Source organism: Paraburkholderia caballeronis, assembly GCF_900104845.1.
Lineage (GTDB): Bacteria > Pseudomonadota > Gammaproteobacteria > Burkholderiales > Burkholderiaceae > Paraburkholderia > Paraburkholderia caballeronis.
Genome location: NZ_FNSR01000001.1, coordinates 901,068 through 928,022, shown reverse-complemented (window position 1 = coordinate 928,022; position 26,955 = coordinate 901,068). Strand labels below are relative to the sequence as shown.

Sequence of the window (26,955 nt, the reverse complement as noted above, 5' to 3'; positions counted from 1 at the left end):
TGCTTTCCCGTTATGCTGGTCGGTACGCGTGCGGGCTTCCCTTCGCCCCACCCGCGCCATTCATGGAGACGGGACGATGCAGGACCAGTACATACTCGCGCTCGACCAGGGCACCACCAGCTCGCGGGCGATGCTGTTCGACCGCCGGGGCAACGTCGTCGCGAACGCGCAGAAGGAGTTCCGGCAGATCTATCCGCACCCCGGCTGGGTCGAGCACGACCCGCAGGACATCTGGTCCACCCAGGCCGGCGTCGCCGCCGAGGCGGTCACGCACGCGGGCGTCGCCGGCTCGTCGATCGCCGCGATCGGCATCACGAACCAGCGCGAGACGACGATCGTCTGGGACCGCGACACCGGCCAGCCGATCTACAACGCGATCGTATGGCAGGACCGCCGCACCGCGTCGTTCTGCGACGACCTGAAGGCGCGCGGTTTCGAGGCGACCGTACGTGCGAAGACCGGCCTGCCGATCGACTCGTACTTCTCCGCGACGAAGATCCGCTGGATTCTCGATCACGTCGACGGCGCGCGCGAGAAGGCGCGCGCGGGGCGGCTCGCGTTCGGCACGGTCGACAGCTGGCTCGTGTGGAATTTCACGCGGCGCGCGCTGCACGTGACCGACGCGACGAACGCGTCGCGCACGATGCTGTTCAACATCCACACGCTGCAATGGGACGACGAACTGCTTGCGCTGTTCGACATTCCGCGCAGCATGCTGCCGACGGTCCGCTCGTCGTCGGAGGTCTACGGAGCGGCGCAAACTGCGGTATTCGCGCCGGACATTCCGCTCGCGGGCATCGCCGGCGACCAGCACGCGGCGCTATTCGGCCAGATGTGCGTGCGGCCGGGCATGGTGAAGAACACCTACGGCACCGGCTGCTTCCTCGTGATGAACACCGGCACGCAGCCGATCGAATCGAGCCGCAATCTCGTGACGACGCTCGCGTGGCAGATCGGCGGCGAGACTCACTACGCGCTCGAAGGCAGCATCTTCATCGCGGGCGCCGTGGTGCAGTGGCTACGCGACGGGCTCGGCATCATTCGCCGCGCGTCGGACATCGAGGCGCTCGCAGCGAGTGTCGCGGACGCGGACGGCGTGTACCTGGTGCCCGCGTTCGCGGGACTCGGCGCGCCGCACTGGAACGCGCGGGCGCGCGGCACGCTGTTCGGCGTCACGCGCGGCACGCAGGCCGCGCACATCGCGCGCGCGGCGCTCGATTCGATCGCGTACCAGTCGCTCGACGTGCTCGACGCGATGCGGGCCGACGCGGGCATCCGGATCGACGAACTGCGCGTCGACGGCGGCGCGTGCGTAAACGACCTGCTGATGCAGTTTCAGGCGGACATCCTCGGCGTCGACGTCGCGCGGCCGCGCGTCAGCGAGACGACCGCGCTCGGCGCCGCGTATCTGGCGGGCCTCGCGGTCGGGTTCTGGCGCGACGTCGACGAACTCCAGCAGCAATGGAAGCTGGATCGAAGCTTCTCGCCGAAGCTCCCGCGCGACGACGTCGCGCACAGCATCGCGGGCTGGCAGCGCGCGGTGCGCGCCGCGAAGGCATGGGCCGATGATGGCGACGACGGGGCGTGAAGGGTCGCGGGCGCGCAAGTGCGATGGCGCGCGGTGAAGCGTGCCGACGTGCATCGGCGCGGGCCGGCATCGAGCAACCGGGCCGGCGAGTCGAACGTGTGGCCCGGACTCGCTACGAAAACAGCCAACGCTCGCGGGCCGAACGGTGTAACCAACACGTAAGCGTGACCGCACCCGCACCGCCCCCAAAGGCCGCGCCTGTCCCACCACAACCGCCCCGCGCCTTTACCATCGCGCTACCCTTCGGCGTCGAAAGCCGCCGCCGAAAAGCACGTATCATTGCGGTTTTGGTCTGATCCCGCGCTCCCGAAGCGTCCGCCGATCCGCCGCGTCACCACCTGTCCATCCTGTTTCACCTTCACCGATGATCGACCATCTCATCTGCGACTGCGACGGCGTGCTCGTCGACAGCGAAGTCGTCGCCGATCGCGTGTTGTTCGACACGCTCAGCCAGACGTTCCCCGGCATCGACTTCCGCGCGTCCGTCAAGACGGCGTTCGGCCAGCAGACGTCGCGTTTCCTCGCGGACCTTGCCGCCCGCTTCGATCTCGCGATGCCCGCCGACTTCCTCGACACGATCGAGCACAACATCGACGTCGCGCTCGCGGAATCGGTGAGCCCGATCATCGGCGTGCGCGATGCGCTGAAGCGCATCGGGCTGCCGGCCGCGGTCGTGTCGAACAGCCGGATGGCCCGCGTCAGCGCGTCGGTGCGGCGCGCGGGGCTGGACACGATCTTCGGGCCGCGCGTGTTCAGCGCGGAGCAGGTCGAACGGCCGAAGCCGTTCCCGGACGTCTATCTGTACGCCGCGCGGCAGCTCGGCGTGGAGCCGGCGCGCTGCCTCGTCGTCGAGGACAGCGTGTCGGGCCTGAACGCCGCGCGCGCGGCGGGGATGATGACGGTCGCGTTCGTCGGCGCGAGCCACATCCCGGCCGGCTACGCGAACGTGCTGACGGAGATGGGGATCACGCGGATCTTCGACCGGATGGAGCAACTGCCGGCATTGGTGGACGCGGCGCTGCGGGGGGAGTTCGGCGACGTGCAGTCGTAAGCCGCCGCGCCGTGGCGAAGGGCGGTTGCTGGAAGCGCAACGCCCAACGGCGTGCAGTGGCCGGTTGCCCGAGCCAGCGGACCTCACGCTGCGCGGCGAGTTAGCGGCGACGTATGTAGTTCTAACCCGCAGCGCCGGCAAAACAAAGGCGGTCACTCGCAATCACGCGTTGGGAAGGTAACACCCGCCGACGCGGGCGATCAGTTACCGGTGCTGTCGAGTGCGGCGCTGCGCGACGCGTTCCGCGACGTGCAGCCGCAAGCCGTCGCTCGCCCAGCGTAAGCGCACAGACACGCAGAGATCCGTTGCCGCTGTTTAGCGCGCGGGCCGGTAATGCGCAGGCCGCGCCACACGACCCGCGCAACGGGCGGCGATACCACAACCGCCCTTCAGAACAACGACGCCAGCCAGCCCAGGCAAGCGTAAAAAACCGCAACCCTCAAGCCTCGTCCGCGCAGCACTCGCGCGTCGCCGCGAGCGACTGCCGGAACTCGACCAGTTCCGCGATCGTCAGCATCGGCAGGTTATGCTCGGCCGCGAAACGCTCGACCTGCGCGCCGCGCGCCATCGTGCCATCCGGGTTCATCAGTTCGCACAGCACGCCGGCCGGCGCGAGACCCGCGAGCACCGCCAGGTCGACGGTCCCCTCGGTATGGCCGCGCCGCGCGAGCACGCCGCCCGGCGCCGCGCGCAGCGGGAACACGTGGCCGGGACGCACGATGTCGGACGGCTTCGCATCCGGCGCGATCGCCGCGCGGATCGTCGTCACGCGGTCGGCCGCCGACACGCCGGTGCTCACGCCGTCGCGCGCCTCGATCGACACCGTGAACGCGGTGCGGTTGCGGCTTTCGTTGTGCGGGACCATCGGCGGCAGTTCGAGCGCGCGCACCTTCTCGTCGGACAGGCACAGGCACACGATGCCGCTGCATTCGCGGATGAAGAGCGCCATCGTCCCCGTCGTGAGGCGCTCGGCGGCGACGATCAGATCGGCCTCGTCCTCGCGGTCGTGGTCGTCCTGCAGCACGACCGGGCGGCCTTCGCGCATGGCCTGCAACGCGGCGGCGATGCGCGGCGGCACCGGTTCGGTGTCGAGCAGCGGGAGATCGGCGGAGGCGTCGGACGGATGTCCGGCGTCGGAGGAAAAAGCGGAACTGGCGGTGAAGGACATGTGAAACGCTCCTCGCAAGAGTTGGGCGAAAAACGTTTCAGGGCATTGCAAACAGACAGGACGCCCGGCCGCGCCGCCGTAACGCTCGCGCGGAAACCGCGCCCCGCCACGCGGGACACGTTCGCGCCGCCTTTCGGTTGAGGCTGCGCGGGGGCAAACATGACCATCTGCACATCTTCTTCCATCCGGACTATGACCGTCGGCTCTGGCTTCGCACCAGATCTGCTGACCCTGCGCGCCCATGGCAATGCCACGGGACTGGAAAAATTCGCGCAGGCGCTCGCGGGCTCGTCGGCCGGCCGTTTCGGCCAGACCGGCATACCGCCGGTGGGGAATCTCACCCCGCCCTGAAGACGCACTGATTTGCCGGATCAACCGGCGGACAGAGAATACAACAGCCGACCACATCGTGCAGGCCGGCCAAAAAACCATGCCGCAAGCGCGGTGATGCTCTCGCGCGGCGTTCAGCGGCCGTCGCGGCTGCGACGGCGGCCTGCGTTACTGCACCGACCGCGACGCATCCGGCTGCACGTCCCAGCGCGGCGGCGTCTCGGCGTTCACCGTCACGCGGAACACGCGCGCTTCGGTATCGCCGGGATTGCGCAGGCTGTGCGGCTGGTCCGCGTCGAACACGATCGCGTCGCCGGTCGCGAGCAACTGGCGCTGATCGTGCACGCTGACTTCAAGCGTCCCTTCGCTGACGACGAGATTCATCGTCGTGCCCGGCGCGCGGCGCGCGCCATGCTCGGTGTGCAGCGGCGCGATCCGCAGTTCGTGGAATTCGGCGCTCGCCGGCTCGCTGTCCGGATACAGCGCACGCGCCGAGTAGCGTCCGTCCGCGCTGACGACGCGCTTCGCGCGATCCGCCGGCAGATGCTCGAAGCCGTTGACCGCGTGACGCCGCAGGAACGCGGACACCGACACCTTCAGCGCGGCCGCGACCTTGCACAGCACCTTGATCGACGGAACGCTGCGCGCGGACTCGACCTGCGCGAGCATCGCGCGGGACACGCCGGACGCGCGAGCGAGCGCGTCGAGCGACAGTTGACGTTCGGCGCGCAACCGCGCGAGGTTCACGCCGACCAGGTTTTCGAGCGAATCGAACGGGCCTTCGGCGCGCGCGCCGTGGGCGCCGTCGCCGGCTTCCGCGTCGCGGACGAGCGTAAGGGGTAGATGCATGACTGCCTCCGGAACGCGCCGCACACGCGGCGCACGAGCATGAATGGAGGCAAGCCTAGCATCGGGGGTCGGTCGTCCCAACGAAGTTATCTTCACACTGTTATCGCTGGCGGTGTCTTAACGTATTCTCCGATATCGCGGAATCCTTTGGATACAAGGGGCGACCCGTCATCCGTTATCTCGCCTGATTTGACGGTATCGCGTGGATGGCGGCCGGCAGGTTGGAAAAGCTGGCGAGATGCAAGTCGCAGAGGACACTCCCGGGAACAACCATCAATCATCCGGCCGTTCGTACGAAGGAGAAGGCGGTGGCGACGGTTGAAACCAGCCCCGGGCCGCCTCCGCCGCCCCGAAAACCCCACTCCGCAACCGGCTATAATTATGGATTACGCCGAGTGCTGGATCGGGCGCCGCCGGAAACACCCCAAAAGAACGAACGCCAACGCGGCCCGCGCGATACCACCCTCATTTCACCCGTAGTCCGTTAAGACAACGCCCCCAGGTCAACCACTGCGAACGGCGCCCCCGATGACGAAGAAAGTTTATGTAAAGACCTTTGGCTGCCAGATGAACGAGTACGACTCCGACAAGATGGTCGACGTACTCGGCGCCGCCGAAGGCCTCATCAAGACCAACACGCCCGAAGACGCGGACGTGATCCTGTTCAACACCTGCTCGGTGCGCGAAAAGGCGCAGGAAAAGGTGTTCTCCGACCTCGGCCGCGTGCGCGAGCTGAAGGAAGCGAATCCGAACCTGCTGATCGGCGTCGGCGGCTGCGTCGCGAGCCAGGAAGGCGCGTCGATCGTCGCGCGCGCGCCGTACGTCGATCTGGTGTTCGGCCCGCAGACGCTGCACCGCCTGCCGCAGATGATCGACGCGCGCCGCGCGAGCGGCCGTCCGCAGGTCGACATCTCGTTCCCGGAGATCGAGAAGTTCGACCACCTGCCGCCCGCGCGCGTCGAAGGCCCGAGCGCGTTCGTGTCGATCATGGAAGGGTGCAGCAAATACTGCAGCTACTGCGTGGTGCCGTACACGCGCGGCGAGGAAGTGTCGCGCCCGCTCGACGACGTGCTGACCGAAATCGCCGGCCTCGCGGACCAGGGCGTGCGCGAAGTGACGCTGCTCGGCCAGAACGTGAACGCCTATCGTGGCGCGCTGACGGCCGGCTCGCACGACGTCGCCGACTTCGCGACGCTGATCGAATACGTTGCCGACATTCCCGGCATCGAGCGGATCCGCTATACGACGTCGCATCCGAAGGAGTTCACGCAACGGCTGATCGACGCGTACGCGAAGGTGCCGAAGCTGGTCAGCCATCTGCACCTGCCGGTCCAGCACGGCTCCGACCGCGTGCTGATGGCGATGAAGCGCGGCTACACGGTGCTCGAATACAAGTCGGTGATTCGCCGGCTGCGCGCGATCCGTCCGGACCTGTCGCTGTCGACCGACATCATCGTGGGTTTCCCCGGCGAGACCGAGGACGACTTCGCGAAGACGATGGCGCTCGTCGACGAGATGAGCTACGACACGAGTTTCTCGTTCATCTACAGCCCGCGTCCCGGCACGCCGGCCGCGAACCTGCACGACGACACGCCGCGCGAAGTGAAGCTCAAACGCCTGCAGCATCTGCAGGCGACGATCGAGGAAAACGTCGCGCGCATCAGCCAGTCGATGGTCGGCAAGGTCGAGCGGATTCTGGTCGAAGGTCCGTCGCGCAAGGACCCGACCGAACTGTCCGGCCGCACCCAGAACAACCGCGTCGTGAATTTCCCGGCGCCGGTCGCATCACACGCGCGTCTGATCGGCCAGATGATCGACGTGAAGATCAATCACGCGTACCCGCACTCGCTGCGCGGCGAACTGGTGCTCGCGCACGACGCCGCGTCCGCGCTCGCGCACTGAAGACCTGGAATCCACCGACATCTTGAAGCCCAACCAGCAGACCCTGGAATTCAACGCGCCGCGCGACGACAACGCCCGCCTCGCGAACCTGTGCGGCCCGCTCGACGAAAACCTCCGGCAGATCGAACAGGCGCTCGACGTCACGCTGTCGCGCCGGGGCCATCGCATCTCCATCCGCGGCCGCGGCGCGAAAACCGCGCTCACCGCGCTCGAAAACTTCTACAACAAGGCGCGCGATCCGCTGTCGGTCGACGACATCCAGCTCGCGCTCGTCGAAGCGCGGCACCTGGCCAGCCGGGCAAGCGACCCGCGCCCGTCCGGCAACGGGAACGGCGGCGACACACTCGATCCGCGCTTTCGCGGCGACCCGGACCATCCGTTCGACGAACCGGTGATCGAAGGCCTCGACCCCGAAGAGCAAGGCCCGAAGCTGTACACGCGCCGCGCCGACCTGCGCGGGCGCACGCCCGCGCAGCGCGAATACCTGAAGCAGATCATCTCGCACGACGTGACGTTCGGCATCGGCCCGGCCGGCACCGGCAAGACCTATCTGGCGGTCGCCTGCGCGGTCGACGCGCTCGAACGCGATCAGGTGAAGCGCATCGTGCTGACGCGTCCGGCGGTCGAGGCGGGCGAACGGCTCGGCTTCCTGCCGGGCGACCTCGCGCAGAAGGTCGATCCGTATCTGCGGCCGCTGTACGACGCCCTCTACGACCTGCTCGGCTTCGACAAGACCGCGAAGATGTTCGAGCGGCAGATGATCGAAATCGCGCCGCTCGCGTACATGCGCGGCCGCACGCTGAACCACGCGTTCATCATCCTCGACGAGGCGCAGAACACGACGCCCGAGCAGATGAAGATGTTCCTCACGCGGATCGGCTTCGGCTCGAAGGCGGTCGTGACCGGCGACACCACCCAGGTGGACCTGCCGCGGGGCCACAAGAGCGGGCTGATCGAGGCGCAGCAGGTGCTCACGGACGTGCGCGGGATCGCGCTCACGCGCTTCACGAGCGCGGACGTGGTGCGGCATCCGCTCGTCGCGCGCATCGTCGAGGCCTACGACGCGCACGCGAAGAAGGACGGCGGCGCGGATGCGCGCTGACCGCCCCGACGACCCTATCCGCCGACCCGACCCGTCATGGCCCGCGCCCCGAAACTGAAACTGACGCTCCAGTTCCCCGCCGCGAAGGCGTTCCCGCAACACAAGGCCGCGCTGCCGCGCGCGACGGTCGCCGCGTGGCTGAAGGCGGCCCTCTTCGCGGACGCGGAGCTGACGGTGCGCTTCGTCGACGCCGACGAAGGCCGGCTGCTGAACCGCACGTGGCGCGGCAAGGACTACGCGACCAACGTGCTGACGTTCGCGTACGCGGAAAGCGAAAACGACCCGGTGACCGGCGACCTGATCCTGTGCTGCCCGGTCGTCGAGAAGGAAGCGGCCGAGCAGGGCAAGCCGCTCGGCGCGCACTACGCGCATCTGCTCGTGCATGGCGCGCTGCATGCGCAGGGTTACGATCACGAAGTCGAAGAGGAAGCCGAGGAGATGGAGTCGATCGAGACCGACATCCTCACGTCGCTCGGTTTCCCCGACCCGTATAAATAACGCCGCCGCGTTCAGCCCGTCCGCCAACGCCCGCCCGACCATGAGCGAAAAAGCCCCCGACGCCTCCGGCCCGCCGTTGCCCGCCCCGGTCAACGGCGGCGATGACGGCGGCTTCGGCGGCTACCCGCCGAAGCTCGGCGAATCGCGGCTGCTCACCGACGACGAACTCGGCGCATCGCTCGACTGCGCGCTGTCGCGCTGGGACCGCGCAACCGACCTGTGGCTGTTCGGTTACGGCTCGCTAATCTGGAATCCGGGGCTGCCGACCGTCGAGAGCGTGCGCTCGCGCGTGCATGGCTACCATCGCGGGCTGTATCTGTGGTCGCGCGTGAATCGCGGCACGCCCGAACAGCCGGGTCTCGTGCTCGCGCTCGACCGCGGCGGCTCGTGCGCCGGCGTCGCGTTCCGGCTCGCCGCGGACGGCGTGATGCCCCACCTCGAAGCACTGTGGCGGCGCGAAATGGCGATGGGCTCGTACCGGCCCGCGTGGCTGCCGTGCGCGCTGGACGACGGACGGCGCGTCGCCGCGCTCGCGTTCGTGATGCGGCGCGACGTGCCGTCGTACACCGGCAAGCTCACCGACGACACCGTGCGGACCGTGTTCGGCTGCGCGACCGGCCGCTACGGCACGACGCTCGACTACGTGCGGCGCACGGTCGAGGCGCTGCGCGCAAGCGGAATGCCGGATCGCGCGCTGGAGAGACTGTTGCAGCGGTGCTGCGGATAGGCGCTTTCCCCGCCGCTGCGCTCGGGCTTCGCACACCACCACTCGCCGCCCGCGAGTCCCGAACCGCGCAGCGGCGTCATGAGAGCGGAAAGTCCGAAAGGCAAACGTCAAAGTCCGCCGATTCGTTCGCCGGCCGCAAACCGTATGGGGAATCGGAGTCGTCAGATTCCCGGCACTGGCCCAATGGCGAACGAACCGCGAAAGCGCTGCCGCACGGCAGCATCTGCGCTACGATGAAACCGTGTGCCGCGCGGCGCCCGGCCGGCGCGCTCGCGGACACGGGCGCGCCACAGGCGTGGTGTATCCTTAACGCTCCGCAACAGCGCGCCCGGCCTCGTGGGGCGCACCGCCATGAACGACTCCTATCCCAGTCGACGACAGACCGAAAAACCGCAGGAAAAGCGCTCCCTCCTTGAGCGGCTGACCGACTTCATCTCGCCCGAGCCCGACTCGCGCAGCGAACTTCTCGAAATTCTCCAGGACGCGCACGAACGCAATCTGATCGACGCGGACTCGCTGTCGATGATCGAAGGCGTGTTCCAGGTGTCCGAACTGTGCGCGCGCGACATCATGGTGCCGCGCGCGCAGATGGACGCGATCAACATCGCCGAAAGCCCCGACGAATTCATTCCGTTCGTGCTCGAAAAAGCGCACTCGCGCTATCCGGTGTACGAGGGCAACCGCGACAACGTGATCGGCGTGCTGCTGTCGAAGGACCTGCTGCGCTACTACGCGGAAGAGGAGTTCGACGTGCGCGGAATGCTGCGCCCGGCCGTGTTCATCCCGGAGTCGAAGCGCCTGAACGTGCTGCTGCGCGACTTCCGGATGAACCGCAACCACATCGCGCTCGTCGTCGACGAATACGGCGGCGTCGCGGGCCTGATTACGATCGAGGACGTGCTGGAGCAGATCGTCGGCGACATCGAGGACGAATACGATTTCGACGAGGAAAGCGGCAACATCATCGCATCGCCGGACGGCCGCTACCGCGTGCGCGCGCTGACCGAGATCGAGCAGTTCAACGAGGCGTTCGGCACGCACTTCTCCGACGAGGAGGTCGATACGATCGGCGGGCTCGTCACGCATCGCTTCGGCCGCGTGCCGCACCGGGGCGAGAAGGTGCGGATCGACGACCTGATCTTCGAGGTGCTGCGCGCGGACGCGCGCCAGCTGCACGTGCTGCTCGTGCGCCGCGACCCGCTCGCCGGCCAGCGCGAAGCGGCGGTGCAGCCGCCGGGCACCTGAGCGGCGCGATCCTTCGCGGCCAGCGCGGCGGCCAACAATGCACGCGTCGTCCGCCGTCATCACAACCTGCGACAATTGCGGCCGACGCCGCATAACGCACGGCGGCCGGGCCGCCCGAACCGTCAGCCGCTCCGGTCCGCCGCCGCTGCGACGCCGCCCTGTCCGAATCCCGCGCGCGGGCCGATCCGCGCGCCCTCCCGAAACGTCCGATGGCCGAACCGATCCGATCCCCCGCGCGCGACGACGCGCGCCCGACCGGCGCAGACAGCGCAGCAAGCTCACGAAGCGCGAGCAACGCAAACGGCGCGGGCCGCGTCGCCGCCGCGACCCGCCGCACGCTGCCGTTCTGGCACTACGTCGCGGCGGTCGCCGCCGGCGCGCTGCACACGCTGTCGTTCGCGCCGACGCCGCACGGCGGCTGGCTGTCGATCGCGATTTTCGCGTTCTTCTATTTCTGGCTCACGCGCACGACCGGCTGGCGAAGCGCGCTGTTGACCGGCTGGGCGTTCGGCTTCGGCAACTTCGTGACCGGCGTCTGGTGGCTGTACGTCAGCATGCACACGTACGGCGGGATGCCCGCCGCGCTCGCCGGCGCCGCGCTCGTGCTGTTCTCGCTGTACCTCGGCCTGTATCCGGCGCTCGCGGCGGCGCTGTGGTCGTTCTGCGCGGGCCACGCGAGCCATGGGAACGGCAACACCGCGGCCCGCGACCCGCGCCCGTTCTCGCCGACATGGCACGGCGCATTCGCGTTCGCGAGCGCGTGGGCGCTCGGCGAATGGGCGCGCGGCACCGTGTTCACCGGCTTTCCGTGGCTCGCGAGCGGTTATCCGCAGGTCGACGGCCCACTCGCCGGTTTCGCGCCGATCGTCGGCGTGTACGGCGTCGGCTGGATGCTCGCGCTCGTCGCGGCGCTCGTCGTGCAGGCACTTGTGCGGGTCAGCGAAGCGCGCGCGGCACGGCGCACCGGCAACGCCGCCCGCGCCGTCGAACGCTCGCGGATCGCGACGCCCGCGCTCGGCGCGGCCGCGCTGATCGTCGCGGGACTGCTGCTGCCGCTGGTGTCGTGGACGCTCCCCGCGAACGCGCCGCTCGACGTGCGGCTGCTGCAAGGCAACGTCAAGCAGGAGATGAAGTTCGAGGAAGCCGGGATGGTCGCGGCGCTCGACGAGTTCCGGCGGCTCATCACCGACAAGCCGGCCGATCTCGTGGTCACGCCGGAAACCGCGGTGCCGGTGCTGCTCCAGCAGATGCCGGAGCCGTTCGCGCTCGCGATCCGCCGCTTCGCGGACTCGACCGGCACCGCGATCCTGTTCGGCGCGGTCGGCGGCACCGTGACGCCGGAAGGCCGCGTGATCGACTACACGAACAGCCTGTTCGGCATCACGCCCGGCGTGGCCGGCCTGTACCGCTACGACAAGCATCATCTGGTGCCGTTCGGCGAGTTCGTGCCGTGGGGCTTCCGCTGGTTCGTGAACCTGATGAACATCCCGCTCGGCGACTTCGCGCGCGGCGCGCCGGTGCAGCCGCCGTTCATGGTCCACAACCAGCCGGTCGCGGTGAACATCTGCTACGAGGACATCTTCGGAGAGGAAGTCGCGCGCACGGTGCGCGAGAACCCGACGTCGGCCGGCGTGCTGATCAACTCGACGAACCTCGCGTGGTTCGGCGACACGATCGCGCTCGACCAGCATTTGCAGATCGCGCGGATGCGCTCGCTCGAAACCGGCCGCCCGATGCTGCGCGCGACGAACACCGGCGTGACCGCCGCGATCGACGGGCACGGCAACGTGATCGCGCGGCTGCCGACGTTCACCGAGGGCTCGCTCGACGTGCGCATCCAGGGGACGACGGGTTTCACGCCGTACGTGATGAGCGGCAACAACACGGTGCTCGCGGTGTCGCTGCTGCTGCTCGCGTTCGGTTTCGCGTTCGGGCCGGGCCGCGCGAAACGGCGAACGGCAGCGGACGCCGAACGATAAGTGGCGGACCCCGGGCGATTACGGCCCAGCCGCGCAAACCGCCGCGCGCATCGCGTCGGCACGGCCCGAATCGCCGCGCCGGTCGCAACGAAGCGGCAATCCGGTAAAATTCAACGTTTTAGCACGTGGCCGCCCCCGGCCGCGGCCGCGCACGGCGGATGACCCGCGTCGCGCGGCGCGCCGGGCGCGCCGCTTCCCGCCTCCCAACAGGCACAAGAAGGCACAAGAGGCACTGCAGGCACTTCATGCTCACGTTTCAGCAAATCATCCTGACGCTCCAGTCCTACTGGGACAAGCAGGGCTGCGCGCTGCTCCAGCCGATCGACATGGAAGTCGGCGCCGGCACGTCGCACGTCCACACCTTCCTGCGCGCGATCGGCCCCGAGCCGTGGCGCGCCGCGTACGTGCAGCCGTCGCGCCGCCCGAAGGACGGCCGCTACGGCGAGAACCCGAACCGCCTGCAGCACTACTACCAGTACCAGGTCGTGCTGAAGCCCGCGCCGGAAAACATCCTCGACCTGTACCTCGGCTCGCTCGAAGCACTCGGCTTCGACCTGCAGCAGAACGACGTGCGCTTCGTCGAGGACGACTGGGAAAACCCGACGCTCGGCGCATGGGGCCTCGGCTGGGAAGTGTGGCTGAACGGGATGGAGGTCACGCAGTTCACGTACTTCCAGCAGGTCGGCGGCCTCGACTGCAAGCCGGTGCTCGGCGAGATCACGTACGGCCTCGAACGCCTCGCGATGTATCTGCAGAAGGTCGAGAACGTGTACGACCTCGTGTGGACCGAGTGGGAGGAGCAAGGCCCGAACGGTCCAGAACTGCGCCGCCTCACCTATGGCGACGTGTATCACCAGAACGAGGTCGAGCAGTCCACCTACAACTTCGAGCACGCGAACGTCGAGCTGCTGTTCACGTTCTTCAACGCATACGAAGGCGAAGCGAAGCGGATGATGGAGCAGCAGCTTGCGCTGCCCGCATACGAACTCGTGCTGAAGGCCGCCCACACGTTCAACCTGCTCGACGCGCGCGGCGCGATCTCGGTGACCGAGCGCGCCGCCTATATCGGCCGCATCCGCGCGCTGTCGCGCGCGGTCGCGCAGGCGTATTACGAGTCGCGCGAGAAGCTGGGTTTCCCGATGCTCGGCAATCCGGTGCAGGGCGTGCCCGGCCTCACCACCGACGAACAGGACGCCGCCATGCCCGCCTGGGCGCCGCCGCTGAAGGTCGAACGCAAGTTCGGCGAGGAATGACCGGATCACCTGCACAATGACTCAAGCTAATCATGCCTCCCTCCTCGTCGAACTGCTGACCGAGGAACTGCCGCCGAAGGCGCTCGCGCGCCTCGGCGACGCGTTCGCCGAAGGTGTCGCCGCCCGTCTCGCCGCGCGCGACCTGATCGAAGGCGCGCTGTCGTTCGAACGCTACGCCACGCCGCGCCGCCTCGCGGTGCTCGTGAAGAACGTGCGCGGCGTCGCCCCGCAAAAGGACGTGCGCGAGAAGGTGCTGCCGGTGTCGGTCGCGCTCGACGCGAACGGCCAGCCGACCGCGCCGCTTGCGAAGAAACTCGCCGCGCTCGGTTTCCCCGACTTCCCCGTGAGCGATCTGGAACGCGCGCAGGACGGCAAGAGCGAAGCGTTTTTCCTGCGCTACGCGGCCCCCGGCGCGACGCTCGCGGACGGCCTGCAGGCCGCGCTCGACGAAACGCTCGCGAAGCTGCCGATCCCGAAGGTGATGAAATACCAGCGGCCGGACGGCAGCGACGTGCAGTTCGTGCGTCCGGTGCATCGGCTGATCGCGCTGCACGGCGACGCGCTCGTGCCGGTCACCGCGTTCGGCGTCGATGCCGGCGACACGACGCGCGGCCACCGTTTCCTGTCCGACGGGCTGATCGCGTTCACGGACGCGAACGAATACGCGCACACGCTCGAACAGAAGGGTTTCGTCGTCGCGAACTTCGCGCAGCGCAAGGAAGCGATCCTCACGCAACTGCTCGCGGCGGCCGGCGACGACCAGGTCGTGATGCCGGACGCGCTGCTCGACGAAGTGACCGCGCTGGTCGAATGGCCGGTCGTCTACGCATGCCGCTTCGAGGACGAGTTCCTGAAGGTGCCGCAGGAATGCCTGATCCTGACGATGCAGACGAACCAGAAGTATTTCGCGCTGACCGACGACGCCGGCCGGCTGCGCTCGCGCTTCCTGATCGTGTCGAACATCGCGACCGACACGCCGGACGAGATCGTCGAAGGCAACGAGCGTGTCGTGCGCCCGCGCCTCGCGGACGCGAAGTTCTTCTTCGAGCAGGACCAGAAGAAGCCGCTCGCGGACCGCGTGCCGCTGCTCGCGAACGTCGTCTATCACAACAAGCTCGGCTCGCAGTTGCAGCGCGTCGAGCGCGTCGAGGCGCTGGCCGGCGTGATCGCGCAGAAGAGCGGCGCGGACATCGCGCTCGCGATGCGCGCCGCGCGGCTCGCGAAGGCCGACCTGCTGACCGACATGGTCGGCGAGTTCCCGGAGCTGCAGGGGACGATGGGCACCTACTACGCGCGCCACGACGGCGAGGCGGACGAAGTCGCGCTCGCGTGCTCCGAGCATTATCAGCCGCGCTTTTCCGGCGACGCGCTGCCGGCGACGCAGACCGGCACGATCGTCGCGCTCGCGGACAAGCTCGAAACGCTGGTCGGCATCTGGGGCATCGGGTTGCAACCGACCGGCGAGAAGGACCCGTTCGCGCTGCGCCGCCATGCGCTCGGCGTGCTGCGCATTCTCGTCGAGAAGCAGTTGCCGCTCGACGTGGTTGAACTGCTGAACGCCGCGTATGCGGAGTTCGCGGGCGTCGCCGCGGTGACCGACCCGACGGCCGCGCTGTACGAGTTCTTCATGGATCGCCTGCGCGGGCTGCTGCGCGAACGCGGTTACGCGGCGACCGGGATCGACGCGGTGCTCGCGCTGAACCCGACGCGCCTCGACGACATCGTCGCGCGGCTCGACGCGGTGCGCGAATTCGCGGCGCTCGCGGAAGCGGCGTCGCTCGCGGCCGCGAACAAGCGGATCTCGAACATCCTGAAGAAGTCCGAAGGCGTGGAGGTCGCGGACATCCGCGTGGCGCTGCTCGTCGAGGCCGCCGAGAAGGCGCTGCACGCGCAGTTGCAGCAGGTCGCGCCGCGCGTCGAGACGCAGCTGGCCGCGCGCGAATACACCGGCGCGCTGACCGCGCTCGCGGCGCTGCGCGAGACCGTCGACACGTTCTTCAACGACGTGATGGTCAACGCGGAAGACCCGGCGCTGCGCGCGAACCGGCTCGCGCTGCTGAACGCGCTGCACAAGCAGATGAACAGCGTCGCGGACATTTCGCGGCTCGCCGCCTGATCGACCGACGAGCGTTCGCCATGCCGACCAGTTCCGCCCGAAAGATAGTGATCCTCGACCGCGACGGCGTCATCAATCTCGACTCCGACGCGTACATCAAGTCGCCGGACGAGTGGGTCGCGATCCCCGGCAGCCTCGAAGCGATCGCGCGCCTGACCCAGGCGGGTTATCGCGTCGCGGTCGCGTCGAACCAGTCCGGCATCGGCCGCGGCCTGTTCGACATGGCCGCGCTGAACGCGATGCACGCGAAGATGCACCGCCTGGCCGCGTCGGCCGGCGGGCGCATCGACGCGGTGTTCTTCTGCCCGCACACGGCGGAGGATCATTGCGACTGCCGCAAGCCGCAGCCCGGCATGCTGCGGATGATCGCGGAGCGCTTCGAGATCGATCCGGAAAACACACCGGTCGTCGGCGACTCGCTGCGCGATCTGCAGGCGGGCGCGGCGCTCGGCTTTCGCACGCACCTCGTGCTCACCGGCAAGGGCGAAAAGACGCTCGCGGCCGGCGGGCTGCCGGAAGGCACGCTCGTTCACGACGACCTGCGCGCGTTCGCGCTCGACTTCCTCGCGCGCGAGGCCGACTGAGCCCTTCGAACGTTTCGCGCGCTTCCCCGTCACTCCGCACGGCGCCTGCGCGCCGCCCTCACCGACCGGTCACGACCGATGCTCTTCATCCGCTCGCTGCTGCTGTTCATCTATCTCATCGTGTTCACGGCGCCGTACGCGACCGCGTGCTTCATCGCGTTCCCGTTCATGAACGCCGACCGGCGCTACAGGATGGCGGTCGGCTGGTGCCATACGACGCTGTTCGTCGCGCGCTGGCTGAACGGCATCCGCTACCGGATCGAAGGCTTCGAGAACCTGCCGGACGGTCCCGCGGTCATGCTGTCGAAACATCAGTCCGCGTGGGAAACGCTCGCGTTCCCCGCGCTGATGCCGAAACCGCTGTGCTACGTGTTCAAGCGCGAGTTGCTGTACGTGCCGTTCTTCGGCTGGGCGCTCGGGATGCTGAAGATGGTTCACATCGACCGCAAGGCCGGCAAATATGCGTTCGAGTCGGTCACGCGCCAGGGCAAGGTGCGGATGGCCGAAGGCGCGTGGGTCATCATGTTCCCCGAAGGCACGCGCACGCCGGTCGGCAGACAGGGCAAGTACAAGACCGGCGGCGCGCGTTTCGCGCTCGCGGCCGGCGCGCCGGTCGTGCCGGTCGCGCACAACGCGGGGCGCGTCTGGCCTCGCAACTCGTTCATTAAATATCCGGGTATAGTCACGGTGTCGATCGGCAAGCCCATCGATACCACCGGGCTCACGCCCGACGAAGTGAATGCGCGCGTCGAAAGCTGGATCGAAAGCGAGATGCGTCGCATCGATCCGGCCGCGTACCGCGACACCGGTGCGGCATCCGCAACCACGGCCCGGATCTGACGCGGCAGCCGCGCTCGCGCAACGGCCTTCTCGCGCACCGCGCGTTTGCACGCTCCCCCCGCTGAAGGCCAGGCCACACGATGCAGAAGCCTCCCCCGTCGCGTCCGTCCGCGGCGCTCGACAACCGGCAACTCGACCTGCCGCTGTTCGGCGCGCCGGCGCCGGGCGCACCCCCTTCCGTCAACGCTGTGCCGCCGGCCGCGCCGCTGCCCGACGGCGTGAAGCTGCGCACGCTCGCGCTCGGCGCGCAGACGCTGCAATACCGGCTCAGGCGTTCGGCGCGCCGCTCGATCGGCTTCTCGATCGACGGCACCGGGCTCACGATCACCGCGCCGCGCTGGGTCACGCTCGCGGACATCGAAACCGCGATCGCGGAGAAACAACGCTGGATCTTCGCGAAACTCTCCGAATGGCAGACCCGCGTCGAACAGCGCGCGCTGCCGCGCATCGAATGGAGCGACGGCGCGCAAGTGCCGTATCTCGGCAAGCCGGTGCGCGTGACGCTCGGCGCGGCGGAACTGTCGTTCGACGCAACCGCGCGCGTGCTCGCGCTGCCGCTGCCGCCGCACGCGGACCCGCAGCAGATCAAGGACCGCGTGCAGGGCTGGCTGCAACACGAGGCGACGCGCATCTTCGGCGAGCGGCTGCGTGCGTATGCGCCGAAGCTCGGCGTCGAGTTCCGCTCGTATGCGCTGTCGTCGGCTGCGACGCGCTGGGGCAGTTGCTCCAGCGACGGACGCATCCGCCTGAACTGGCGGCTGATCCATTTCCCGCTGTCGATCGTCGATTACGTCGTCGCGCACGAACTCGCGCATCTGCGCGAGATGAACCACAGCCCGCGCTTCTGGAAGACGGTCGAATCGATCTTTCCGGAGTTCCGCGAAGCGCGCAAGGCGCTGCGGCAGCATCCGCCGGAACTCGTGCCGGCGATGTGACGCTCGCGCGGCACGAACCGCGTCGCGATGCGGGCGCGCCGCCCTCCCTCTTCCGCCAGGACAGGCGCGCCGTTCGTTGCGGTTACGGCTTCTTCTGGATGAACTCGATCTTGTAGCCGTCCGGATCGGTCACGAACGCGATCACCGTCGTGCCGTGCTTCATCGGGCCGGCTTCGCGCACGACGGTGCCGCCCTGCGCCTTGATCCGCTCGCATGCCGCATACGCGTCGTCCACTTCGACCGCGAGGTGGCCGAAGCCGCTGCCGAGGTCGTATGAAGGCGTGTCCCAGTTGTGGGTCAGTTCGAGCACCGTGCCGTCGCGCTCGTCGGTGTAGCCGACGAATGCGAGCGTGAAGCGGCCGTCCGGATAGTCGTCGCGACGCAGCAGTTTCATGCCGAGCAGTTCGGTGTAGAACTTGATCGAACGATCGAGGTCGCCGACCCGGATCATCGTGTGAAGCAGGCGCATCGTGTACTCCGTGTTTTGCCATCGTGAAAAACCGGACTGTACCAAAAACGCGCGCAAGCTGCCGGCCGTTGCCGGCCGCATCCGGCATCGAGCGCCGATTTGCACTAGCATGGACGGCGTTCGCGAACGCGCGGCCGCATGCGTCGGTCATCGGCGCGCGGTCGCAAGACGACGGCGACATGCAGGCGAGGTCTGCGGCCATTCATTCATATAAAGGAAAGGGACATGCGTATTCTGGTCGTGGGTGCGGGCGCACTGGGCGGTTATTTCGGAGGCCGGCTGGCCGCCGCCGGGCGCGACGTGACGTTTCTGGTGCGGCCCGCGCGCGCCGCGCAACTGCGCGATGCGGGCCTCGTGATCCGCAGCCCGCGCGGCGACCTGACGCTGCGCGACGTGAAGACCGTCACGAGCGATACGCTGAACGAATCGTTCGATCTGGTGCTGCTCGGCTGCAAGGCATACGACCTCGACGACGCGATCACGTCGTTCGCGCCGGCCGTCGGCCCGCACACGCTGATCCTGCCGTTCCTGAACGGGATGCGCCATCTGGAGACGCTGCAGCAGCGCTTCGGCACGTCCGCGGTGCTCGGCGGCGTGTGCCTGATCGCGGCGACGCTGAATGCCGAACGCGAGATCGTCCATCTGAACGACTCGCACGCGATCGCGTTCGGCGAGATCGGCGGCGGGCTGTCGGAGCGCGTGAACGCGGTCGCCGATGCGCTCGGCAACGCGGGCTTCGATTCGAAGGCGACGCCGCACATCATGCAGGAGATGTGGGAGAAGTGGGTGTTCCTCGCGTCGCTCGCGGGCAGCACATGCCTCTTTCGCGCGCCGGTCGGCGCCATCCTCGCGACGCCGGACGGCGAAACGGTGATCGGGCGGATCTTCTCCGAATGCCGCACGGTCGCCGCCGAAAACGGCACGCCGGTGCGCGACGCGTTCGTCGAGCGCGCGCGTTCGATGCTGTTCGCGCGCAACTCGACGCTGACCGCGTCGATGCTGCGCGACGTGCAGAACGGCTCGCGCACCGAGGCCGATCACGTGCTCGGCGACATGATCCGGCGCGGCGGCGGCGATCAGCAGAAGCCCGGCGAACTGACGGTGCTGCGCATCGTGTACAGCCAGTTGAAGGCCTACGACGCGCGGCGCGAAACAGGCGCGCCGGTCTGAACGACGAGCCGCGCGAAACCCCGGCCGACACCGCGCGCACGTCGCTCGACAAACCCGCGCGCGCGGCGCGGCCGCCTCCCTGCGCACGGCAAGGACATGGTCCCGGCGCAGCGGCCGATTTGCTATCGTAGCGATCCGCCTTTCAACTCCACGACGCCCACCTGTCGATGAGCACCGCCGCTTTGCCGGTCCGCCGCGCGCCGGACAGCCAGGCCGTGATCCTGATGATCGTGCTGTGCGCGATCTGGGGATTGCAGCAGGTCGCGATCAAGACCACCAACACCGCGCTGCCGCCCGTGCTTCAGGCGGGGCTGCGCTCCCTGATCGCCACGGGGCTCGTGTACGGCTGGTCGCGCGCCCGCGGCACGCCGCTCTTTCGCGACGACGGCACGCTCGCGGCCGGCCTGCTCGCCGGCGTGCTGTTCGCGGCCGAGTTCGTGTTCATCTTCTTCGGCCTCACGATGACGAGCGCATCGCGGATGGCCGTGTTCCTGTACACCGCGCCGTGCTTCACCGCGCTCGGGCTGCACTGGTTCACGCCCGGCGAGAAGCTGCGGCGCACGCAATGGATCGGCATCGCGATCGCGTTCGCCGGCATGACGATCGCGTTCGCGGACGGCTTCTCGCGCACCGGCGCGTCGGCGGGCGACGCGCAGGCGCTGCTGATGGGTGTCGCCGGCGATGCGCTCGGCGTGCTCGGCGGCATCGCATGGGCCGCGACGACGGTGGTCGTGCGCACGACGACGCTCGCGCACGCGAGCGCCAGCAAGACGCTGTTCTATCAACTGGCGGTGTCGGCGGTCGTGCTGCTCGCGCTCGCGGGTGCGACCGGCGAATGGCAGGTGCGCGATATCACGCCGATCGCGATGCTCGCGCTCGGTTATCAGGCGGTGGTGGTCGCGTTCGTCAGCTATCTCGCGTGGTTCTGGCTGCTCACGCGCTACATGGCGTCGAGGCTCGCGGTGTTCTCGTTCCTGACGCCGCTGTTCGGCGTCACGTTCGGCGTGCTGCTGCTCGGCGAATCGTTCAGCGGGCGCTTCGTCGGCGCGGCCGGGCTCGTGCTCGCGGGGATCGCGCTCGTGAATGCGCCGGCGCGGCAGCGATGAGCGCGATACGACGCGGATCTTCTGGAATGCGCGACCGGGCGCGCGGCGCACCCGGTCGCAGCTGAAGCATTGAAGCAGGTGTCCCGAAACCCAGGCGGCGACGTCGCCCGGGTTCGCGCCGTTCAGGCCGGCGCGTTCCCCGCCGCGCCGCCGAGCGACTGCGCGACCTGCACGTACTCGCTCACCGATACGTCCTCCGCGCGGCGCGCGAGGTCGAAGCCCAGCGCGTCGAAGTCCACGCGGTCGCGATACGAAGCGAGCGTATTGCGCAGCATCTTGCGCCGCTGCGAAAACGCGGCCGTCACGAGGTCACCGAGCAACCGTTCGTCCACCGCCGGCAGTTCGTGCGGCGCATAGGGAATCATCCGCACGATCGCCGAATCGACCTTCGGCGGCGGCTGGAACGACTCCGGCGGCACGTCGAGCAGCTTGTCGATCACGTAGCGGTACTGAAGCATCACCGTCAGCCGGCCGAACGCCTTGCTGCCCGGCTCCGCGACCATCCGTTCGACCACTTCGTCCTGCAGCATGAAGTGCTGGTCGATCACGCGGTCCGCGAAGGTCGTCAGGTGAAACAGCAGCGGGCTCGAAATGTTGTACGGCAGGTTGCCGACGATCCGCAGCGTCGGCTTGTCGCCGGGCGCGGCGAGCGAGCCGAAGTCGAACGCGAGCGCATCGCCCGCGTGCAGTTCGAGCAGGCCGCCGAACCGCTTCTGCAAGCGCACGATCAGGTCGCGGTCGAGTTCGACCGCATGCAGCGGCGCATCGGGCGTTGCCGCGCGCTCGATCAGCGGCCCGGTCAGCGCGCCGAGGCCCGGTCCGATCTCGACGATCCGCTCGCCCTTCTGCGGCCGGATCACGTTGACGATCGAGTCGATCACGCCGGCGTCGACGAGAAAGTTCTGCCCGAAGCGCTTGCGCGCGACGTGCCCCTGATGCTGTCTGCTGGTGGACATCTTCGAATGGAGTATCAGGCGACGCGGCGATGGCGCGCCATCGACACCGCGGTGTCGATCGCCGCGATCAGGCTGCCCGCGTCCGCGCGGCCGGTGCCGGCGAGGTCGAGCGCAGTGCCGTGATCGACCGACGTGCGCACGATCGGCAGACCGAGCGTCACGTTGATGCCTTCGCCGAACGTCGCGTATTTGAGGACCGGCAGCCCCTGATCGTGGAACATCGCGAGCACGCAGTCCGCCTCGTTCAGGTAGCGCGGCTGGAACAGCGTGTCGGCCGGATACGGGCCGCGCGCGTCGATGCCGTGCGACGTCGCGACGGCGAGCGCCGGCGCGATCGTGTCGATCTCCTCGCGGCCGAGATAACCGTTCTCGCCCGCATGCGGGTTCAGGCCGGTCACGAGGATGCGCGGCTGCGGCACGCCGAAATGCGCGCGCAGGTCGTGGTCGATGATCCGCAGCGTGTCGACGAGGCCGTCGATCGTGATCGCCGCGGACACGTCCTTCAGCGGCAGATGGGTGGTCGCGAGCGCGACGCGCAGCGGCCGCACGCCGGTGCCGGACAGCATCATCACGACGCGCGGCGTCTGCGTGCGCTCCGCGAGATATTCGGTATGGCCGGTGAACGGCACGCCGCAATCGTTGATCGTGCTCTTCTGCAACGGCGCGGTAACGATTGCGTCGAAGTCGCGGGAAAGCGCGCCGTCGATCGCGCGGTCGAGCAGTTCGAGCACGTAACGGCCGTTCGCCGCGTCGAGCCGGCCGGCCCGCACGGCCGCCGCGAGCGGCACGGATTCGACCGCGACGCGCGCGCCGTCCACGATCGCGGACCAGTCGACGCCGGCCGCCCGCGCGCGTTCCGCAAGCAGCGCGCCGTCGCCGAGCGCGACGAACTGCGCGTCCGGCCAGTGGGCGGCCGCGCCCGCGAGCGCGACCGCGGTGAGTTCGGGACCGACGCCGGCGGGCTCGCCGGTCGTGATCGCGATCCGCAGCGGTTTCGGCCCGCGCGGATCCGGCGATGAAGTAGCCGAGGCGTTCACGACGCAATCCCTCCGATGAGCGTGTTACTGCTGCGCGCCGTTGCCGATCGCGCCGATCTTGTAATCGACGTACGCGCTGTCACGCAGTTCGCGCAGCCAGTCCGCATACGACTGCTCCGCCTTGCGCTGGCCGATCGCCTGGCGCGCGAGATCCATCTGCTGCGCGACCGAGCCCTGCGCCTCGCGGCGTTCGAGCACCTGGATCAGGTGATAACCGTATTCGGTGCGCACCGGCTCGCTGACCTGGCCGTCCTGCAGCGTGTTCATCGCGCGCTCGAATTCGGGCACCGTCTCGCCGGGGCTGACCCAGCCGAGATCGCCGCCCTGCGACGCGGAACCGTCCTGCGAATAGGTGCGCGCGAACTTCGCGAAGTCGCCGCCCGACGCGACGTCCTGGCGGATCTGCAGCAGCCGCTGGCGCGCTTCCGGCTCCGACATCCCGTCGCCGACGCGCAGCAGGATGTGGCGCACGTGCGTCTGCACGAGCTTCGGCGCATCGGCGCTCGTGCCCTGGCCGGAGCGGCGCTCGACGAGGCGCACGATCTCGAAGCCGTCGCTGGTGCGGATCACCGACGGGTTCACCTCGCCCGGACGCAGCGTCGACGCGGCGGTCACGAACTCGGGCGGCAGCTTCGACGGCGGCAGGAAGCCCATGTCGCCGCCCTTGCCGGCGTCCGGCGCCTGCGAATTCGACTTCGCGAGGCTTTCGAACTTTTCACCGCCCTGGGCCTGCTTCAGCAGCGCGTCGGCCTTGTGCTGCGCGGCCTCGATGTCGGTTTCCGACGCATTGAGCGGCGCCTTCAGGAAGATGTGCTCGAAGTGCAGGTCGTTGGTCTGGCCGGCGTTCGGGCCGCGCTGGCTCGCGATGTAGTTCGCGACTTCGGCGTCCGACACGCTGATCCGGCTGTCCACTTCCTTCTCGCGCAGCTTCGACAGCGTGAGTTCGGTGCGCGCGTCGTTCATGAACGTCGTCCACGGCACGCCGGCCGACTCGATGCGCGCGCGGTACGTCGCGAGATCCATCCCGTTCGCCTGCGCGAGCCGTTCGAGCGTGCGCTGCACCGACACGTCGTCGACCGTGATGCCGTCTTCCTTCGCCTTCTGCAACTGGATGCGTTCGAGCACCATCTGGTTCAGCACCTGCGCGCGCAACTGGTCGACCGGCGGCACCGGCGCGTTCTGCTGGGTCAGGCGGCGCGAGATCAGTTCGACGCGATCGTCCAGCTCGCGCTGCGTGATCACGCCGTCGTTGACGACCGCGGCGATCGTATCGACCGTCTGGCCGATCGTTGCAGGCAGTTCCTGCGCCTGCGCCATGCCGGCCGGCAACAGCCAGGCGACGGCGGTGAAACTCGCAGCGAGCGCTGCCACGCGAAGCTTCTTCATGATTCCCACAAACACTCCAATGATGGCGGGCCACAACATCCGTCCTGCCCGTCCCGCCCGTCCTGACTGCATCCCCGTTTTGCACCCTCGCGTGCCTGCCGTCCGCTCGCGCGGACGGATTCACGCGTCATTCATAGTTGGTGAAGCGCGACGGCAAGGGCGGCTGGGCGGGCAGCGGCGTGTAGCCCGGCACGCTCGCCTTGAATGCCGCGACCAGCCCGTTGTCGACGTTCGACAGCCCCTTGAGCGTGAGCTGCGCCAGAAAGCGCGTGGCCGAATTCTGCCCGCCCGTGTTGTTGATACCGTTCGCGTATCGCTGGATGCCGACGCCGAGCGCCCAGCAGTCCGCGTCGTATTGCATGCCGAGCAGCCCGTCGACGATCCGGTGGCCGTTCAGATCGTAGTTGAAGCGGCTGACCGCGTACACCCGGTGCGACAGCGGCCACTGGGCCGAAATCAGAAACTGGTTGATCGGCTGGTTGTCGAGCGTCGTGTTCGAGCGCGTGTACCGGTAGGCGACGTTCACCACCCGGCTCGGTCCCGGGCTGTAGCCGAAGCCGACGCTCGCCTTCACGAGCTGGTTGTTGTCGGCATTATATTGGAACGCGGTTTCCGAGGCGAAACCGGCCCCGAGCTTCAGCGACGCGCCCGCGATCAGGTCCGAATGCGTCGCCTGCGAGCCGCTCTGTCCCGGCAGCAGCGTCACGCGCTGGTCGCGGAAATAATACTGCTGCGCGATCACGAAACGCGCGCGCTCGTCGCCGGTCGCCGGGTTCAGAAAGCGCGTCGTGATCGCCGCGGTGATGCGGTTCGAGTCCGCGATCCGGTCGTTGCCGATGAACGTGTTCGGCGTGAAGATTTCCGCAAGCCCGAAGTCCGAGTCGGCCGTGTCGAACAGCGGCGCGAAATCCTGGTTCCGGTACGGCGTGTACACGTAGTACAGCCGCGGCTCCAGCGTCTGGATGTAGTCCTGCCCGAACAGATGGACCGAGCGGTCGAACACGAGCCCCGTGTCGAAGCTGAACGTCGGGATCGATTCGGTGAAGTTCTTCGGCGTGCCGGCCGGCGATTCCGGCCCGATGTTGCTCAGGTTGTACGACGCGAAGTGCCACTGCACCTTCGGCGTCACGAAATAACCCGGCCCCATCAGCGAGTACGACAGGTACGGATTGAAGACGACGCGGTCGCCCTCGGTCGCGTTGTCGGTCGTGATGCGGAAGCGCGTGTAGTCCGCTTCCGCGCCGAAGTCGAAACCGCCGACGTTGTACTTCGCGTACTTCACGTTCAACTGCGGCTCGCGCCCGTAAGGCGGAACCGACGGTTCGAGCGTCTGCCAGTGCTGCTCGCGCGCGAGCACCGACCACGGGCCGTTGTTGTACGTGAGGCCGGCTTCCTGCTGGTACAGCAGCTGCGTGCCGGCGAGGAACTGGTTCGCCGGCTGCGACAGGTCTTCCGGATAGGTGTTGTCCGAGACCTTGTTGTAGTAGACGTAGCCGCCGAAACCGTTGCCGAAGTTCTGGTTGTGCTGGAAGAACACCGCATAGCGGTTGGTCTTCGTGATCGCGTCGTTCGGCAGGAACGTGCCGGTGAACGTGCCCGAGTAATTCGACGACAGATACCGGTAGGTGCCCTGCAGGAACACGCCGCGCTTCGAGATCAGTTCCGGCGTGAACGTGAAGTCCCGGTTCGGCGCGATGTTGAAGTAATACGGCAGCGACAGCTCGTAGCCGTTCGTCGAACTGAGCGAGAAGGTCGGCGGCAACAGGCCGCTGCGCCGGTCGCCCGACAGCGGGAACGACATCCACGGACTCGCGAAGATCGGCACGTCCTGGAAGAACAGCACGCTGTTGTGCGCGACGCCTTCGTCCGCGCCGGTGTCGAAGTCGAACTCGCTGCCCTTGATGTACCACGCCGGATGCGTCGAGCACTGGCACGCGGTGTACGTGCCGTTCGTCAGCACCGAGCGTTCGTCGTCGAGCAGGTCCGCGCGCTCCGCGCTGCCCGAGCCGCCCGTCGCCGCGAAGTGGTACTTCGGCGCGGTCATGTAGCCTTCGTTCGCCTCGACGCGCAGACGCGCATCCGGCCCGGTAAACGACGTGCCGTTCTGCACGACCACCACGCTGCCGAACGCGTTCGCGACGTCGGTGTCGACGTCGTAATGCAGTGCATCCGCCTTGACGATCGCCGCGGTGCGGCGCACTTCGGCCGCGCCTTTCGCGGCGATGTCGGTGTTCGCGGTGCCGGTCGTCGAATCGCCGAGCACGAAGGTCGCCGGACGCTGGTTGCCGACGAGCGGATGTTCTTCGAGCTGGGGCGCGAGCCGCAGGCTCCATGGACCGTCCAGCGGCTCCGCCTGCGCGGCCACGCCCGTCAACTGGGCGTGCGCGAGCACGGGCACGAAGCCCGGCACGGCGAGAAGTGCCGCGATGAGCCGCCGCTTGCCCGGCACGCCGTCGTCACTGATGGAGATCGTCTGGAAAAACTGTCTGGGCGGCATGTATGGTTTTGGCGAATCGGCCCGGCCGCCGGCCCTTCCGTCGCGGCCGTTCGCCGGCGCGGGCCGCCGGCGGCGAAAGGCTGCGATGCGCACGATCCGCTTCGATCCACCGGGGACAGGCAGGCGGTGAATCGGCGGGCGTTCCGTTCGTGCGGGCTTTGGCGCGA

Annotated in this window: 22 protein-coding genes and 1 riboswitch; of the genes, 15 read left to right on the top strand and 7 right to left on the bottom strand. The window is 68.3% G+C overall.

Annotation, left to right across the window (positions count from 1 at the left end; all coding sequences use genetic code 11):
- Positions 1-76: 76 nt before the first annotated feature.
- Together glpK and BLV92_RS04070 are read left to right on the top strand one after the other, a co-directional pair.
- Positions 77-1,588 carry a glycerol kinase GlpK gene (glpK, locus tag BLV92_RS04075; RefSeq protein ID WP_090542480.1) on the top strand — a complete coding sequence of 504 codons (1,512 nt, stop codon included), beginning with the start codon at positions 77-79 and terminating at the stop codon, positions 1,586-1,588.
- Positions 1,589-1,952: 364 nt separating this feature from the next.
- The gene (locus BLV92_RS04070) at positions 1,953-2,639 is read left to right on the top strand and encodes an HAD family hydrolase (protein WP_090542478.1); all 687 of its coding nucleotides are present in this window, start codon (positions 1,953-1,955) and stop codon (positions 2,637-2,639) included.
- 439 nt (positions 2,640-3,078) lie between these two features.
- On the opposite strand, the gene ribB is transcribed toward BLV92_RS04070, so the two are convergent.
- Positions 3,079-3,807, bottom strand: a complete 729-nt coding sequence (gene ribB, locus BLV92_RS04065) for a 3,4-dihydroxy-2-butanone-4-phosphate synthase (protein ID WP_090542476.1) — start codon at positions 3,805-3,807, stop codon at positions 3,079-3,081.
- Between the two features lie 169 nt (positions 3,808-3,976).
- Positions 3,977-4,166, bottom strand: a riboswitch (FMN riboswitch).
- Between the two features lie 139 nt (positions 4,167-4,305).
- Entirely contained in the window at positions 4,306-4,986 is a 681-nt protein-coding gene (locus BLV92_RS04060; RefSeq protein ID WP_090542475.1) for a helix-turn-helix domain-containing protein, read from the bottom strand.
- A gap of 528 nt (positions 4,987-5,514) precedes the next feature.
- Between BLV92_RS04060 and miaB the strand changes: the two genes are divergently transcribed.
- From miaB to BLV92_RS04005, 11 genes are all read left to right on the top strand, one after another.
- Positions 5,515-6,888 (top strand): tRNA (N6-isopentenyl adenosine(37)-C2)-methylthiotransferase MiaB, encoded by a 1,374-nt coding sequence (gene miaB, locus BLV92_RS04055; RefSeq protein ID WP_090542473.1) that lies wholly within the window; start codon positions 5,515-5,517, stop codon positions 6,886-6,888.
- Between the two features lie 22 nt (positions 6,889-6,910).
- Positions 6,911-7,990 (top strand): PhoH family protein, encoded by a 1,080-nt coding sequence (locus tag BLV92_RS04050; RefSeq protein ID WP_090542471.1) that lies wholly within the window; start codon positions 6,911-6,913, stop codon positions 7,988-7,990.
- A gap of 36 nt (positions 7,991-8,026) precedes the next feature.
- Entirely contained in the window at positions 8,027-8,488 is a 462-nt protein-coding gene (ybeY, locus tag BLV92_RS04045) for an rRNA maturation RNase YbeY (protein ID WP_090542470.1), read from the top strand.
- A gap of 40 nt (positions 8,489-8,528) precedes the next feature.
- Positions 8,529-9,215 (top strand): gamma-glutamylcyclotransferase, encoded by a 687-nt coding sequence (locus BLV92_RS04040; protein WP_090542468.1) that lies wholly within the window; start codon positions 8,529-8,531, stop codon positions 9,213-9,215.
- Between the two features lie 351 nt (positions 9,216-9,566).
- A complete protein-coding gene (locus BLV92_RS04035; protein WP_090542466.1) occupies positions 9,567-10,460 on the top strand; it encodes a CorC family transporter in 894 nt (297 codons plus the stop codon).
- Between the two features lie 209 nt (positions 10,461-10,669).
- A complete protein-coding gene (lnt, locus tag BLV92_RS04030; protein ID WP_090542464.1) occupies positions 10,670-12,439 on the top strand; it encodes an apolipoprotein N-acyltransferase in 1,770 nt (589 codons plus the stop codon).
- 245 nt (positions 12,440-12,684) lie between these two features.
- Positions 12,685-13,692, top strand: a complete 1,008-nt coding sequence (glyQ, locus tag BLV92_RS04025; RefSeq protein ID WP_090542462.1) for a glycine--tRNA ligase subunit alpha — start codon at positions 12,685-12,687, stop codon at positions 13,690-13,692.
- A 16-nt stretch (positions 13,693-13,708) separates the two neighbouring features.
- Positions 13,709-15,808, top strand: a complete 2,100-nt coding sequence (gene glyS, locus BLV92_RS04020; RefSeq protein WP_090542459.1) for a glycine--tRNA ligase subunit beta — start codon at positions 13,709-13,711, stop codon at positions 15,806-15,808.
- Between the two features lie 20 nt (positions 15,809-15,828).
- On the top strand, positions 15,829-16,392 hold the full coding sequence (gmhB, locus tag BLV92_RS04015) for a D-glycero-beta-D-manno-heptose 1,7-bisphosphate 7-phosphatase (RefSeq protein WP_090542457.1): 564 nt from the start codon (positions 15,829-15,831) through the stop codon (positions 16,390-16,392).
- 78 nt (positions 16,393-16,470) lie between these two features.
- Positions 16,471-17,232: a lysophospholipid acyltransferase family protein gene (locus tag BLV92_RS04010; protein WP_090542456.1), complete on the top strand. Its 762-nt coding sequence runs from the start codon at positions 16,471-16,473 to the stop codon at positions 17,230-17,232.
- 80 nt (positions 17,233-17,312) lie between these two features.
- Positions 17,313-18,167: a M48 family metallopeptidase gene (locus BLV92_RS04005; protein ID WP_090542454.1), complete on the top strand. Its 855-nt coding sequence runs from the start codon at positions 17,313-17,315 to the stop codon at positions 18,165-18,167.
- 82 nt (positions 18,168-18,249) lie between these two features.
- Here the strand turns inward: BLV92_RS04005 and gloA are convergent, their stop codons facing one another.
- On the bottom strand, positions 18,250-18,636 hold the full coding sequence (gloA, locus tag BLV92_RS04000; protein WP_090542452.1) for a lactoylglutathione lyase: 387 nt from the start codon (positions 18,634-18,636) through the stop codon (positions 18,250-18,252).
- Positions 18,637-18,861: 225 nt separating this feature from the next.
- On the opposite strand from gloA, the gene panE reads away from it, so the two are divergent.
- Together panE and BLV92_RS03990 are read left to right on the top strand one after the other, a co-directional pair.
- Positions 18,862-19,806 (top strand): 2-dehydropantoate 2-reductase, encoded by a 945-nt coding sequence (gene panE, locus BLV92_RS03995; protein WP_090542450.1) that lies wholly within the window; start codon positions 18,862-18,864, stop codon positions 19,804-19,806.
- 167 nt (positions 19,807-19,973) lie between these two features.
- Complete coding sequence (locus tag BLV92_RS03990) at positions 19,974-20,912, top strand: DMT family transporter (protein WP_090542448.1); 939 nt, start codon at positions 19,974-19,976, stop codon at positions 20,910-20,912.
- A gap of 122 nt (positions 20,913-21,034) precedes the next feature.
- Here the strand turns inward: BLV92_RS03990 and rsmA are convergent, their stop codons facing one another.
- The 4 genes from rsmA to BLV92_RS03970 form a co-directional block, all read right to left on the bottom strand.
- Positions 21,035-21,868 carry a 16S rRNA (adenine(1518)-N(6)/adenine(1519)-N(6))-dimethyltransferase RsmA gene (gene rsmA, locus BLV92_RS03985; RefSeq protein ID WP_090542446.1) on the bottom strand — a complete coding sequence of 278 codons (834 nt, stop codon included), beginning with the start codon at positions 21,866-21,868 and terminating at the stop codon, positions 21,035-21,037.
- Positions 21,869-21,882: 14 nt separating this feature from the next.
- On the bottom strand, positions 21,883-22,905 hold the full coding sequence (pdxA, locus tag BLV92_RS03980) for a 4-hydroxythreonine-4-phosphate dehydrogenase PdxA (protein WP_090542444.1): 1,023 nt from the start codon (positions 22,903-22,905) through the stop codon (positions 21,883-21,885).
- A gap of 24 nt (positions 22,906-22,929) precedes the next feature.
- Complete coding sequence (locus tag BLV92_RS03975; RefSeq protein WP_177197947.1) at positions 22,930-24,291, bottom strand: peptidylprolyl isomerase; 1,362 nt, start codon at positions 24,289-24,291, stop codon at positions 22,930-22,932.
- Positions 24,292-24,418: 127 nt separating this feature from the next.
- On the bottom strand, positions 24,419-26,788 hold the full coding sequence (locus tag BLV92_RS03970; RefSeq protein ID WP_090542440.1) for an LPS-assembly protein LptD: 2,370 nt from the start codon (positions 26,786-26,788) through the stop codon (positions 24,419-24,421).
- Positions 26,789-26,955: the final 167 nt, after the last annotated feature.

Excerpts from the sequence above, each read along its gene's own strand:
- ybeY (WP_090542470.1), top strand. The coding sequence starts at position 8,027 with ATGGCCCGCGCCCCGAAACTGAAACTGACGCTCCAGTTCCCCGCCGCG.
- lnt (WP_090542464.1), top strand. The coding sequence starts at position 10,670 with ATGGCCGAACCGATCCGATCCCCCGCGCGCGACGACGCGCGCCCGACC.
- BLV92_RS04010 (WP_090542456.1), top strand. The coding sequence starts at position 16,471 with ATGCTCTTCATCCGCTCGCTGCTGCTGTTCATCTATCTCATCGTGTTC.
- miaB (WP_090542473.1), top strand. The coding sequence starts at position 5,515 with ATGACGAAGAAAGTTTATGTAAAGACCTTTGGCTGCCAGATGAACGAG.
- BLV92_RS04070 (WP_090542478.1), top strand. The coding sequence starts at position 1,953 with ATGATCGACCATCTCATCTGCGACTGCGACGGCGTGCTCGTCGACAGC.
- BLV92_RS04060 (WP_090542475.1), bottom strand. The coding sequence starts at position 4,986 with ATGCATCTACCCCTTACGCTCGTCCGCGACGCGGAAGCCGGCGACGGC.
- ribB (WP_090542476.1), bottom strand. The coding sequence starts at position 3,807 with ATGTCCTTCACCGCCAGTTCCGCTTTTTCCTCCGACGCCGGACATCCG.
- BLV92_RS03975 (WP_177197947.1), bottom strand. The coding sequence starts at position 24,291 with ATGAAGAAGCTTCGCGTGGCAGCGCTCGCTGCGAGTTTCACCGCCGTC.
- BLV92_RS04040 (WP_090542468.1), top strand. The coding sequence starts at position 8,529 with ATGAGCGAAAAAGCCCCCGACGCCTCCGGCCCGCCGTTGCCCGCCCCG.
- BLV92_RS04005 (WP_090542454.1), top strand. The coding sequence starts at position 17,313 with ATGCAGAAGCCTCCCCCGTCGCGTCCGTCCGCGGCGCTCGACAACCGG.
- glyS (WP_090542459.1), top strand. The coding sequence starts at position 13,709 with ATGACTCAAGCTAATCATGCCTCCCTCCTCGTCGAACTGCTGACCGAG.
- gloA (WP_090542452.1), bottom strand. The coding sequence starts at position 18,636 with ATGCGCCTGCTTCACACGATGATCCGGGTCGGCGACCTCGATCGTTCG.
- gmhB (WP_090542457.1), top strand. The coding sequence starts at position 15,829 with ATGCCGACCAGTTCCGCCCGAAAGATAGTGATCCTCGACCGCGACGGC.
- glyQ (WP_090542462.1), top strand. The coding sequence starts at position 12,685 with ATGCTCACGTTTCAGCAAATCATCCTGACGCTCCAGTCCTACTGGGAC.
- glpK (WP_090542480.1), top strand. The coding sequence starts at position 77 with ATGCAGGACCAGTACATACTCGCGCTCGACCAGGGCACCACCAGCTCG.
- BLV92_RS03970 (WP_090542440.1), bottom strand. The coding sequence starts at position 26,788 with ATGCCGCCCAGACAGTTTTTCCAGACGATCTCCATCAGTGACGACGGC.
- BLV92_RS04035 (WP_090542466.1), top strand. The coding sequence starts at position 9,567 with ATGAACGACTCCTATCCCAGTCGACGACAGACCGAAAAACCGCAGGAA.
- rsmA (WP_090542446.1), bottom strand. The coding sequence starts at position 21,868 with ATGTCCACCAGCAGACAGCATCAGGGGCACGTCGCGCGCAAGCGCTTC.
- panE (WP_090542450.1), top strand. The coding sequence starts at position 18,862 with ATGCGTATTCTGGTCGTGGGTGCGGGCGCACTGGGCGGTTATTTCGGA.
- BLV92_RS03990 (WP_090542448.1), top strand. The coding sequence starts at position 19,974 with ATGAGCACCGCCGCTTTGCCGGTCCGCCGCGCGCCGGACAGCCAGGCC.